Below are 11,359 nucleotides of genomic sequence, written 5' to 3'. Positions count from 1 at the left end.
TGGGTGGTGGGTGTGTCAGTGGGCGGCGCCAGGGGGGGCGGGCGGGGGGGGGGGGGGGGGGGCGGCCGCCGCCCGCGGGCGGGGGGGGCGGGGGGGGGGGCCGGGCCGGCGGGGGGGCCGCCGCGTGAGCATGGGCCTGGGCGAGGGCGCCCTCCTCGGCCTCGTGCAGGGCCTGACGGAGTTCCTGCCGATCTCCTCCAGCGGGCACCTCGCGATCGTGGGCACCCTCGTGGGCGCCGACGACCCCGGCGCCGCCTTCACCGCCATCAGCCAGCTGGGCACCGAGGCGGCGGTCGTCCTGTACTTCCGGCGCGACATCGGCCGCATCGTCAGCCGCTGGGTGCTCTCGCTGACCGGCCGGGTGCCGCGCTCGGACCCCGACGCCCGGATGGGCTGGCTGGTCATCCTCGGCACGATCCCCATCGGGGTGCTCGGCCTGGCCTTCCAGGACCAGATCGAGACGGTGCTGCGCGGCTTCGTCGTCATCGCCACCACGCTGTGGGTGTTCGCGCTGCTGCTGGGCGCCGCGGACCGCTTCGGGCGCAAGGAGCGCACGCTGGACCGGCTCACCTGGAAGCACGGCCTGCTGTTCGGCCTGGCGCAGTCGCTGGCCCTGATCCCGGGCGTGTCCCGCTCCGGGGGCACCATCACCATGGGCCTGCTGCTGGGCTACACGCGCGAGGCCGCCGCCCGCTACTCCTTCCTGCTGGCGATCCCGGCCGTGGTGGCCTCCGGGCTGTTCCAGCTCTACGACGAGCTCAGCGCCGGCGCGAGCGTGGCCTGGGGCCCCACGGTCCTGGCCACGGTCGTCGCCTTCGCCGTCGGCTACGCGGTGATCGCCTGGCTCATGCGGTACATCTCCACGCACAGCTACACGGTGTTCGTGGTCTACCGCCTCGTGCTGGCCGTCGTGGTCTACGCGCTGGTGGCCCTCGGCGCCCTGCCGGCCTTCAACGACGCCTTCACCGCCTGAGCACCGCCCGCCCCGCCCGCCCCGCCCCGCCGGGCGGGGCGGGCGCGCTCACAGCCAGCCGGAGCGCTTGAACGCCCGGTACAGCAGCAGGCTGACCGCGGCCATCAGCAGCAGGCACGCCGGGTACCCCAGGCGCCAGCCCAGCTCCGGCATGTGCTCGAAGTTCATGCCGTACACCCCGGCGATCAGGGTGGGCGCCGCCACCATCGCGGCCACCGCGGAGATGGTGCGCATGTCGTCGTTCTGCCGTACCGACACCTGCGCCAGGTGCGCGTTGAGGATGTCGCTGAGCAGGCGGTCGTAGCCCTCCACGTGCTCCACCGTGCGCACCAGGTCGTCCAGCACGTCGCGCAGCAGGAACACCGCCTGCTCCGGGGAGCCCTCGCCCGCCGCCGCGTGCGCCCCCGTCCCCGCGCCCCGGTGCAGCACCTCCCCGGCGGCCCCGGGCGCCGCCCCGCGCGCGCCGGTGGGGGCCTCGCCGCGCTCGACCAGCGCCCGCACCGGCGCGACCAGCGGCGCCGCGGCCCGGCGCACCTCCAGCACCTCGCGCTTGAGGGAGTAGATGCGCTCGGCGTCGGAGCTGCGCGCGGGGGAGAAGACCTGCTCCTCCATCTCCTCCACGTCCTGCTCCAGGGCCTCGTCGACGCCCCGGTAGCCGCCCACCACGTGCGCCATGACGGCGTGCAGCACCGCCGGCGGGCCCAGCCGCAGCCGGTGCCCGTCGGCCTGCAGCGCCTCGCGCACCGGGCCCAGGTCGCCCGGCTCCCCGCGGCGCACCGTCACCACGAAGTGCTCGGAGGTGAAGACCATCACCTCCCCGGTCTCCACCGCCGAGCGCTCCTCGTAGTACGCCAGCGCCTTCAGGACCACGAACGTCACGTCGTCGAAGCGCTGGATCTTCGGCCGCTGGTGCCCCTGCACGGCCTCCTCCACGGCCAGGCGGTGCAGGTGCAGCGCCTGCGCGACGCCGGCGAACTCCGCGGCCGTGGGGTCCTTGACCCCCAGCCACAGGAAGCCGCGCTCGCCGCGGCGGCAGCGCTCCAGGGCCGCGGCGAGGTCGTCGACCTCCTCGCGCCGGCCGTCGGTGTACGTCGCGACGTCGATGATCACCGGCCCATCGTGCCGCGGGCCGTGCGGCGCCGCCCGCGGGGAGCGCGCGCACCGCCCCCTAGGCTGACGGCCGTGCCGACCCTCCTGCTCGTCCGCCACGGCCGCACCACGGCCAACACCGCCGGCGTCCTGGCCGGCTGGACGCCGGGGGTGCGACTGGACGCGCACGGCGAGCAGCAGGCCGCCGCCCTCGCCCAGCGCCTGGCGCCGCTGCCGCTGGCCGCGGTGGTCTCCTCCCCGCTGGAGCGGTGCCGCCAGACCGCCGACGCGCTGGTCGCGGTGCCCGGCCCCGACGGCCCCCGCCCGGAGGTGCTCGTCGACGACGGCCTGGGCGAGGTGCGCTACGGCGACTGGACCGGCCGGGAGCTGAAGGGCCTGGCCAAGGAGCCGCTGTGGCGCACGGTGCAGGCGCACCCCTCCGCCGCCGTCTTCCCCGGCCCCGACGGCGAGGGCCTGGCCAGCATGCAGCACCGCGCGGTGGCCGCCGTGCGCGAGCACGACGCGCGGGTGTCCGCCGCGCACGGCGAGGACGCCGTCTGGGTGGCCGTCACCCACGGCGACGTCATCAAGGCCGTGCTCGCCGACGCCCTGGGCATGCACCTGGACCTCTTCCAGCGCCTGAGCGCCGACCCCTGCTCGGTGTCCGTGGTGCGCTACGCCCCGCTGCGGCCCTTCGTGCTGCGCACCAACGACTCCGGCGGCGACCTGTCCGGCTTCGCGCCGCGCCGCAAGCGCCGGCGCCGCGGGGCGGCCGGCGCGCGCGGGACCGCCTCCTCCGACGCGGTCGTCGGCGGCTCCACCGGCGCCTGAGCGGCCCGGCGGGCGCGGGCGGCGGGCGCCCGGCGGGCGCGCCCGGTGCGCGGCGCTAGGGTCGCACCATGCCGGTCCACGACTACGACCCGCCCGAGCGGTTCGTCGCAGGCACCGTCGGCGAACCCGGGGCGCGCACGTTCTTCCTGCAGGCGCGCGGCGGCGGCCGGCTGACGTCGGTGGCGCTGGAGAAGGCCCAGGTCGCCGCGCTGGCCGAGCGGGTCAGCGAGCTGCTCGACGAGATCGTGCGCCGCTCCGGCGGGCAGGCGCCCGTGCCGGCGCTGCCGCCGACGGGCACCGAGGACACCGCGCCCCTGGACGTGCCCATCGAGGAGGAGTTCCGGGTGGGCACCATGAGCCTGGCCTGGGACTCCGAGCGCGAGGTCGTCGTCATCGAGTGCTTCGAGGTCGACGACGAGGACGTCGAGGCGGCGCTGGACCCCGACCCCGCCCGCAACCTGCTGCGCGTCTCGCTCGACGGCGCCACCGCCCGGGCGTTCTCCCAGCGCGCCAGCGCCCTGGTCGCCGCCGGGCGCCCGCCGTGCCCGTTCTGCGCCGGGCCGCTGGACCCCGGGGGACACGTGTGCCCGCGCGCGAACGGCTACCGGCGCTGAGCGCCCCGGCGCCCGGCGCGTTCGCCGGCGTGGCCGAGGCCGACGCGCTGGCCCGCCTGGCCACCGGCGAGCTGCAGGTGCGCGGCCGGCTGGCCGACGCCTCCAACGCCACCCTGTACTCCGTGGCCGCCACCCCCGAGGGGGAGCTGGCGTGCGTGTACAAGCCCGTGGCCGGCGAGCGCCCCCTGTGGGACTTCCCCGACGACACCCTGGCGCGGCGCGAGGTGGCCTCCTACGCCGTCTCCGCCGCCACCGGCTGGGACGTGGTGCCGCCCACCGTCTTCCGCGACGGCCCGCTGGGACCGGGCAGCGTGCAGCTGTGGCTGCAGGCGCCCCCCGACGAGGACGGGGACGGCGGCGGGGACGCGGACGACGCGGACGACGCGGACGTGGTCGTCCTGCCGCAGCCCGGCGCCGGGCTGATCGACGTCACCACCGCCCGCGGCGTGCCGCCCGGCTGGCTGCCGGTGCTGCGCGCGGAGGACCACGCGGGCCGCCCCGTGGTGCTCGCCCACGCCGACGACGCGCGCCTGCGCCGCATCGCCGTGCTGGACGCGGTGCTGAACAACGCCGACCGCAAGGGCGGGCACGTGCTGCCCGGCTGGCACGGCGCCGTGCACGGGGTGGACCACGGCCTGACCTTCCACGTCGAGCCCAAGCTGCGCACCGTGCTGTGGGGCTGGGGCGGGGCCGGCCTGCTGGAGGAGGAGCGCGCCGTGCTGGAGCGGCTGCGCGAGGACCTCGGCGAGCGCCTGGGCGAGGTGCTCGTGGAGCTGCTGAGCGTGGAGGAGGTCGTCGCCACCCTCGAGCGCGTCGAGCACCTGCTGCGCGCCGGGCGGCTGCCGCGCCAGCGGGGCCAGCGCACGCTCCCGTGGCCGCCGTTCTGAGCGGCGCCCCCACCCGCGCCGGTGCGCCCGGGCGCGGGTAGGTTCGGCCCGTGCGTTCCTGGCCCGCCCCCGACCCCTCCACCCTGCCTGGCGCCGGTGCGCTGCCCGGCCGCGGCGGGCGGGTGCACCTGCACGACTCCTCCACCGGCCGCCCGCAGCCGGCCGGGCCCGAGAGCGGCACCGCGACGCTGTACGTGTGCGGCATCACCCCCTACGACGCCACGCACCTGGGCCACGCCAACACCTACGTCGCCTTCGACCTGCTGCAGCGCGCCTGGCGCGACGCGGGCCTGGAGGTCACGTACGTGCAGAACGTCACCGACGTGGACGACCCGCTGCTGGAGCGGGCCGCGGCCACCGGCGTGGACTGGGCCGAGCTGGCCGCCTCGCAGGTGGAGCTGTTCCGCGAGGACATGACCGCCCTGTCGGTGCTGCCCCCGCAGCACTACCTCGGGGTGGTCGAGGCCGTGGACCTCGTCTCCGCCGCGGTGCGCGAGCTGCTGGCCGCCGGCGCCGCCTACCGCGTGCCCGGCACCGGCGGGGAGCCGGACGGCGACGTGTACTTCCCCGTCGCGGCCGACCCCGCCTTCGGGGAGGTCTCCCACCTGGACCGCGCGACCATGCTGGCGCTGTCCGCCGAGCGCGGCGGCGACCCGGACCGCCCCGGCAAGCGCGACCCGCTGGACCCGCTGCTGTGGCGGGTGCAGCGCCCCGGCGAGCCCGGCTGGGACGCCGGCGAGCTGGGCCGCGGCCGCCCCGGCTGGCACGTGGAGTGCACCGCCATCGCGCTGCAGCACCTGGGCACCCCGGTGGACGTGCAGGCCGGCGGCAGCGACCTGCTCTTCCCGCACCACGAGATGGGCGCCTCCCACGCGCACGTGCTGCGCCCGCACGCGCAGCCCTTCGCGCGCCTGTACGCGCACTCGGGCATGGTCGCCCTCGACGGCGAGAAGATGAGCAAGTCCCGGGGCAACCTCGTGCTCGTCTCCAAGCTGCGCGCGGCGGGGGAGGACCCCGCCGCGGTGCGCCTGGCGATCGTGGCGCACCGCTGGCGCAGCGACTGGGAGTGGACCGACGCGGTGCTGGCCACCGCCCGCGAGCGCCTGGCGCGCTGGTCGCGGGCCGTCGCCCTGCCCGCGGCGCCCGACGCCGCGCCCGTGCTGGCGGCCGTGCGCGAGCGCCTGGCCGACGACCTCGACGCCCCCGGCGCGGTGGCCGCGGTGGACGCCTGGGCCGACGCCGCCCTCGCCGACGCCGGCGCGGGCACCGACGACGGCGCCGGGGACCTGGTGCGCCGCACCGTCGCCGCGCTGCTGGGCGTGCGCCTGCCCTGAGGCGCCCGCCAGGGGCTCCGCCGGGGCGGGCGGCTCACAGCGCGTCGGCGGTGCCCTCCTGCGCCTGCTCCAGCACGCGCAGCGCGTTGGCGCCGGCCAGGGCCGCCAGGTCCGCGCGCGACCAGCCGCGCCGCGCCAGCGCTTCCAGCAGCCGCGGGTAGCCGGAGACGTCCTCCAGGCCCAGCGGCAGCTCGTCGGTGCCGTCGTAGTCGCCGCCCAGGCCCAGGTGCGCGGGGCCGACGACCTCGCGGGCGTGCTCGACGTGCGCCACGACGTCCTCCAGGGTGGCGCGCGGGCGCGGGTGCGCCCGGAGCCAGCGCCCGAACGCCGCGACGGCGCCGGCGTCCCCGCGCGGCTCGTACGGCCCGCCGGCCAGGCCCAGGCGCCGCTGCTCGGCGGCCGCGGCCGCGCGGTGCGCGGCGCAGGCGGTGGAGACGAACGCGGGCACGAACGTCAGCATGAGCACCCCGCCGTTGGCGGGCAGGCGCTCCAGCACCCCGTCGGGCACGTTGCGCGGGTGGTCGGTGACCGCGCGGGCCGAGGAGTGCGAGAAGAGCACCGGGCGGGTGCTCACGTCCAGCGCGTCGTGCATCGTGCGCTCGTGCACGTGGGAGAGGTCCACGAGCATCCCGGTGCGGTTCATCTCGGCGACGACCTCGCGGCCGAACGCGGTCAGGCCGCAGTCCACCGGCTCGCCGGTGGCCGAGGCCGCCCAGGCGGTGTTGTCGTTGTGCGTCAGGGTCAGGTACGCCACCCCGGCGCGGCGCAGCTGGCGCAGCACCCCCAGCGAGCCGGCCAGGCAGTGCCCGCCCTCGGCGCCGGTCAGGCAGGCCACGCGGCCCTCGGCGACCGCGGCGCGCACCCGCGCCGCGGTGGGCGCCCAGCGCAGCTCCCGCGGGTGCGCGTCCACCAGGCGGTGCACCAGGTCGACCTGCTCGAGCACCGCCACGGCCGCCCGCGGCTCCGGCAGGGTGCTGGGCACGTACACCGACCAGAACTGCGCGCCCACCCCGCCGGCGCGCAGCCGGGGCAGGTCGGTGTGCAGGGCCGGCTGGCCGGTGGCCAGGGACGCCGCGGCCGGCTCGCCCCCGAAGCGCTCGCGCAGCTCCCAGGGCAGGTCGTTGTGCCCGTCGACGACGGGGTGGCCGGCGAGCGCGTGGACGTCGGGGCCGGTGGGCGGGCGGGTGCCGGGGGTGCTCACGCGCCGACGCTAGCGGGCCGCCCGGCAGCGGCGCGGACCGTTGACACCCACGGCCTGCAAGCGTGTAATCGTGTAATGGACGACATCGAGGCGTGGTTCGCCGGGCGGCTGCCCGAGGAGTGGTTCGAGGGGGCCGTCGAGGTCACCGTCGACCGGGAGGAGGTCGTGGTCGTGGGCACGCTGCCCGTGCCCGACGTGGCGCAGGAGGCGCTGCCCAGCGCCGCCGCCGGCCGCGTGGAGCGCTTCCGCGAGGAGACGCGCGCGGCGCGGATGCGCATCGCCGACCAGGCCGAGGAGCGCTTCGGGCGCAAGGTCGCCTGGGGCGCGGCGTGCGGGCCGGTGCGCACCGTCTTCACCAACGTGGCCGTGCCCGTCATGACGCGGCTGCGCCAGCCCGAGCGCCTGGTGCTGGACACCCTCGTGGAGGCGGGCGTGGCCCGCTCGCGCTCGGAGGCGCTGGCGTGGTCGGTCAAGCTCGTCGCCCAGCACGAGGGCGACTGGGTTCGCCAGCTGCGCGACTCGCTGGGGGCGGTGCGCGCCGCGCGGGCGGCCGGACCGCGCGTCTAGGCCCTCAGCGCTGCTGCTGCTGGTGCTCGGCGAGCTGCTGCTGCACCACGGCCTGCAGCTGCTGCAGGGCGCCCGGGCCGAGCTGGCGCACCTCGCCCTCCAGCCGGCGCAGCGCGTGCGGGTCCTCCCGCAGCCGCTCGGAGCTCTGCAGCAGCACCGTGCCGGCGCCGGTGAAGTCGTACTGGCGCTCCTCGCCGGAGCGGGTGCCGAACAGCGCCCCGCGCGCGGCGCCCAGGAAGTGCCCCATCCAGCCGGCGTCGAAGTGCAGCGCCGGCGCCGGGCAGTCCGCCCAGCCCACCAGCGCCTCGGGGTCCACCCGCACCGGCGGCTCCACGAAGACCACCGGCCCCGAGGAGCCGGCCAGGAACCTCCCCGTGCCGATCAGGGTGAGGAACCCCGGCACGATGGACTCCTTCAGCTCCAGGCCCGCGTCGAAGGCCAGCAGGTTCGCCGCCCGCACGGTGAGGTTGCCGTCGTCGAGGTCGTAGGAGTTGATGTCGTAGCCGCGGTCGCCCAGGAGCACGTGGCCCTGCCCGTCCGCCACCACCCAGTCCCGGCTGTACAGCGGGGAGGAGAAGCGCTCGGCCACCAGCGCGCCCAGCGACGTGGCCGTCAGCGGCTCGAAGCGGATCGCGCCGCCCCCGGCGGGGTAGTGCGCGATCATCCGGCCGGTCTGCACGAACAGCGGCCCGCTCAGCCGCACGCAGTAGGCGTGCGCGTTGCCCGGCAGGTTGCCGTGGTCGGGCAGGGTCGACGGGTCGAGCGGCTCGACGCTCACAGCTTCGCCTCCGAGGCCTGGACGTGGACGGTGCCCTCCCCGGACACCCGCAGCTGCACCGCCTCCCCGGACCCGCGGCCCACGGCGTCGCGCCAGGACACCGCCGCGCCGACCTCCACGCGCAGGTCGCCCTCGTGGGCGACGTACGCCTGCGGGTCCACCACGACCTGCCGGCCGCCGGTCACCGGCAGCGCGAACGTGCCGCCGTGGGAGAGCAGCGCGACCGAGCCGCGCCCGGACAGCTGGGTGGTGAACACCCCCTGGCCGGTGACGGCGCCGCGCACCGCCCCGCGCAGGCCGCCCTGCCGGCCCAGGAACACCACCGAGCTCGACAGCGAGGCGTCGTGGGCCAGCAGCCGGTCCGCCTCCACCGACAGCGGCCGGCCGCCGTCCAGCTCCACCACGGTGACGTGGTGGCCGCGGAAGCCGTAGTGCACCGCGCCCTCGCCCTCGGCGACCATCAGCGGCACCGCCTCGCCCTGCAGCCCGCGCGCCAGCGCCGCGGCCACCCCGCCGCCGTAGGCCCCGCCGCCCGGGCCGGCGGAGACGGGGGAGAAGCGCACCCGCCCGGTGACGGCCAGCATCGCCCCGCGCCGGGCCAGGACCTCCCCGCCCGGGCGCACCTGCGCCAGCACGACCTTGGAGGTGACCGCGGTGAACGTCACGAGCGCTCCTCCGGCTGGACGAAGACGGTGCCGTGCCCCTCGAAGCGCAGCGAGAACGCCTCCCCGGAGGACTCCCCGACCAGGGCGCGCCAGGACACGTCCGTGACGAACGACTGGCGCAGCTCGCCCAGGGAGCCGACGTAGGCGTCCGGGTCCACCACCAGCGGGGTCTGCGGCGTCACCCGCAGCGCGATCGGCGGCCCGCCCAGCGACAGCAGCGCCACCCGGCCGTGGCCGGTGACGGTGGTGGTGAACAGCCCCTGCCCGCTGGAGGCGCCCTGCAGGCCGGTGAAGGCCACGTCGGTGCGCAGGCCCTCCGACAGGCACAGCAGCGACTCGGACTCCACCTTGAGGACCTCGCCCGCCAGCTCCAGCAGCAGCACGTGCCCGGCCTCCACGGCCAGGTGCACGCTGCCGCGGCCGCTGACCTCCATCAGCGGCAGCGACTCCCCGGCCACCCGCTGCTTCAGCGCCGCCCGCAGCCCGCCCCCGCCGCCGACGCCGGCGTTCCGGAAGGAGACCTCGCCCTCGCTGGCGACCATCGAGCCGGTGCGCGCGCGCACCGCGCTGCCCCGGCCGCCGTCCAGGTCCACCACCAGGACCCGCGGCGTCCGCAACCGCCAGCTCACCCGCGCCTCCAGCGTCCGTCGTGACCGGGCGCCCATCATGGCGCCCGCCGCACCCCCCGCGCGGGTGCGCGCGGGGCGTGTCGGCGCCGCCTCAGCCGCGCCGGGGGCCGTCGTCGCGGCGCGGCGGGTCGTCGCGCCGGCGCAGGTAGCGCTCGAACTCGCGCGCGATCGCCTCGCCGCTGGCCTCGGGCAGGTCCGCGGTGTCCTTGGCCTCCTCCAGCTGCTGCACGTACTCGGCGATCTCGCTGTCCTCCCCGGCCAGCTCGTCCACTCCGCGCTCCCAGGCGCGCGCGTCCTCGGGCAGGTCGCCGAGGGGGACCGACACGTCCAGCAGCTCCTCCACGCGGTGCAGCAGCGCCAGCGTGCCCTTGGGCGAGGGGGGCTGGCCCACGTAGTGCGGCACCGCCGCCCACAGCGACACCGACGGGATGCCCGCGCGCGCCACGGCGTCCTGCACGACGCCGACGATGCCGGTGGGGCCCTCGTAGCGGGACGGCTCGATGTCCAGCTGCTCCACCAGGTCCGGGTCCTCGCTGCTGCTGGTCACCGGCAGCGGGCGGGTGTGCGGCACGTCGGCCAGCAGCGCGCCCAGCGTCAGCACCAGGCTCGCGCCCACCGAGCGGGCGTGCTCGACGACCTCCGCGGCGTAGGTGCGCCAGCGCATCGACGGCTCGATGCCCCGCACCAGCAGCACGTCGCGCGAGGCGTCGGGCAGGCGGGCGTACGACACGCGCGTGGTGGGCCAGGTCAGCCGCCGCCGGCCGTCCTCGTCGTAGTGGACGGTGGGCCGGTTCACCTGGAAGTCGTGGTACTCCTCGGGGTCGAACTCGGCGAGGTCCGTGGCGCCCCACACCTCGTGCAGGTGCGCCACCGCCTGGCTGGCGGCCTCCCCGGCGTCGTTCCAGCCCTCGAAGGCCGCGATCACCACGGGGTCGCGCAGCACCGGCGCCGCCGGCCTCGCGTCGTCAGGCTGCTCAGGCACCCCCCAACCCTAGACTCACGCCCCGATGCCCACCGACACGCCGACCCCCGACACCCCGACCGCGCCCGCGCGCCCCGCCGCCGTCCTGTGGGACATGGACGGCACGCTGGTGGACACCGAGCCGCACTGGATCGCCGCCGAGCACGCCCTGATGGCCCGCCACGGCGCGAGCTGGTCGCACGAGCAGGCCCTGCAGCTCGTCGGCAGCGCGCTGCCGGACTCCGGCCGCCTGCTGGCCGCGCACCTGGCCGCCGAGGCCGGCGTGCACCTGGACCCCGCCGCCATCGTGGAGGAGCTGATCGCCGAGGTCGTGCGCCAGGTCTCCGCGAGCGTGGTCTGGCGCCCCGGCGCCCTGGACCTGCTGCGCGCCCTCGGCGAGCACGGCGTGCCGTGCGCGCTGGTGACGATGTCCTACCGCTCGCTGGCCGGCACCGTGGCCGCCCTGGTGCCCGGCGCCTTCGCGGTCGTCGTGGCCGGCGACGAGGTGGCCCGCGGCAAGCCCGCCCCCGACCCCTACCTGCGCGCGGCCGAGCTGCTGGGCGTGGACCCGGCGCGGTGCGTGGTCCTGGAGGACTCCGCGCCCGGGGTGGCCTCCGGCGAGGCCGCCGGCTGCCGGGTGGTGGCCTGCCCGCACATGGTGCCCATCCCGCCCGCCCCCGGGCGCAGCCGGGTGCGCTCGCTGGCCGAGCTCGACGTCGACGCGCTGGGCGCGGTGGCCGCCGGGCGGGTGCTCGACACCCTCGCCGGCTGAGCCGCCCGGCCCCTCACCCCCACACCCCGCCGCCGCGCCCGTCCCGGGCAGCGGCGGC

The 11,359-nt window shown here is 77.5% G+C and carries 13 protein-coding genes; 7 read left to right on the top strand and 6 right to left on the bottom strand.

Annotated features, from left to right (window positions below):
* Window positions 1-130 precede the first annotated feature (130 nt).
* Window positions 131-973, top strand: a complete 843-nt coding sequence (locus ACRYR7_RS21110; RefSeq protein ID WP_432574079.1) for an undecaprenyl-diphosphate phosphatase — start codon at window positions 131-133, stop codon at window positions 971-973.
* 48 nt (window positions 974-1,021) lie between these two features.
* Here the strand turns inward: ACRYR7_RS21110 and ACRYR7_RS21105 are convergent, their stop codons facing one another.
* The gene (locus tag ACRYR7_RS21105; RefSeq protein ID WP_432574077.1) at window positions 1,022-2,083 is read right to left on the bottom strand and encodes a magnesium and cobalt transport protein CorA; all 1,062 of its coding nucleotides are present in this window, start codon (window positions 2,081-2,083) and stop codon (window positions 1,022-1,024) included.
* Between the two features lie 72 nt (window positions 2,084-2,155).
* On the opposite strand from ACRYR7_RS21105, the gene ACRYR7_RS21100 reads away from it, so the two are divergent.
* The 4 genes from ACRYR7_RS21100 to mshC all read left to right on the top strand — a co-directional run bounded on the left by ACRYR7_RS21100 (window position 2,156) and on the right by mshC (window position 5,728).
* Window positions 2,156-2,893 carry a histidine phosphatase family protein gene (locus ACRYR7_RS21100; RefSeq protein WP_432574076.1) on the top strand — a complete coding sequence of 246 codons (738 nt, stop codon included), beginning with the start codon at window positions 2,156-2,158 and terminating at the stop codon, window positions 2,891-2,893.
* Window positions 2,894-2,961: 68 nt separating this feature from the next.
* Complete coding sequence (locus tag ACRYR7_RS21095) at window positions 2,962-3,507, top strand: DUF3090 domain-containing protein (RefSeq protein ID WP_432574075.1); 546 nt, start codon at window positions 2,962-2,964, stop codon at window positions 3,505-3,507.
* The gene (locus ACRYR7_RS21090) at window positions 3,477-4,394 is read left to right on the top strand and encodes an SCO1664 family protein (protein ID WP_432574074.1); all 918 of its coding nucleotides are present in this window, start codon (window positions 3,477-3,479) and stop codon (window positions 4,392-4,394) included. Before ACRYR7_RS21095 ends, ACRYR7_RS21090 begins: the two co-directional genes overlap by 31 nt.
* Before the next feature lie 50 nt (window positions 4,395-4,444).
* Window positions 4,445-5,728, top strand: a complete 1,284-nt coding sequence (mshC, locus tag ACRYR7_RS21085; RefSeq protein ID WP_432574073.1) for a cysteine--1-D-myo-inosityl 2-amino-2-deoxy-alpha-D-glucopyranoside ligase — start codon at window positions 4,445-4,447, stop codon at window positions 5,726-5,728.
* A 34-nt stretch (window positions 5,729-5,762) separates the two neighbouring features.
* On the opposite strand, the gene ACRYR7_RS21080 is transcribed toward mshC, so the two are convergent.
* Window positions 5,763-6,929 carry a dipeptidase gene (locus ACRYR7_RS21080; protein WP_432574072.1) on the bottom strand — a complete coding sequence of 389 codons (1,167 nt, stop codon included), beginning with the start codon at window positions 6,927-6,929 and terminating at the stop codon, window positions 5,763-5,765.
* 75 nt (window positions 6,930-7,004) lie between these two features.
* Here ACRYR7_RS21080 and ACRYR7_RS21075 point away from each other — a divergent pair, with 75 nt between their 5' ends.
* Window positions 7,005-7,496, top strand: a complete 492-nt coding sequence (locus ACRYR7_RS21075) for an SIR2 family protein (protein WP_432574071.1) — start codon at window positions 7,005-7,007, stop codon at window positions 7,494-7,496.
* Between the two features lie 4 nt (window positions 7,497-7,500).
* Here the strand turns inward: ACRYR7_RS21075 and ACRYR7_RS21070 are convergent, their stop codons facing one another.
* From ACRYR7_RS21070 to ACRYR7_RS21055, 4 genes are read right to left on the bottom strand one after another with little or no spacing between them, the layout of a single operon-like run.
* Window positions 7,501-8,274, bottom strand: a complete 774-nt coding sequence (locus ACRYR7_RS21070) for an AIM24 family protein (protein WP_432574069.1) — start codon at window positions 8,272-8,274, stop codon at window positions 7,501-7,503.
* Window positions 8,271-8,939 (bottom strand): AIM24 family protein, encoded by a 669-nt coding sequence (locus ACRYR7_RS21065; protein ID WP_432574068.1) that lies wholly within the window; start codon window positions 8,937-8,939, stop codon window positions 8,271-8,273. Before ACRYR7_RS21065 ends, ACRYR7_RS21070 begins: the two co-directional genes overlap by 4 nt.
* Window positions 8,936-9,604 (bottom strand): AIM24 family protein, encoded by a 669-nt coding sequence (locus ACRYR7_RS21060; protein ID WP_432574078.1) that lies wholly within the window; start codon window positions 9,602-9,604, stop codon window positions 8,936-8,938. Before ACRYR7_RS21060 ends, ACRYR7_RS21065 begins: the two co-directional genes overlap by 4 nt.
* Before the next feature lie 55 nt (window positions 9,605-9,659).
* Window positions 9,660-10,550, bottom strand: coding sequence for a PAC2 family protein (locus ACRYR7_RS21055; protein WP_432574067.1), 891 nt, complete (start codon window positions 10,548-10,550; stop codon window positions 9,660-9,662).
* A 25-nt stretch (window positions 10,551-10,575) separates the two neighbouring features.
* Here ACRYR7_RS21055 and ACRYR7_RS21050 point away from each other — a divergent pair, with 25 nt between their 5' ends.
* Window positions 10,576-11,301: an HAD family hydrolase gene (locus ACRYR7_RS21050; protein WP_432574066.1), complete on the top strand. Its 726-nt coding sequence runs from the start codon at window positions 10,576-10,578 to the stop codon at window positions 11,299-11,301.
* Window positions 11,302-11,359: the final 58 nt, after the last annotated feature.

The organism is Kineococcus gurbantunggutensis (assembly GCF_050871925.1).
In the GTDB taxonomy this organism is placed as follows: Bacteria; Actinomycetota; Actinomycetes; order Actinomycetales; family Kineococcaceae; genus Kineococcus.
This window is presented reverse-complemented; position numbering and strand designations above follow the sequence as displayed.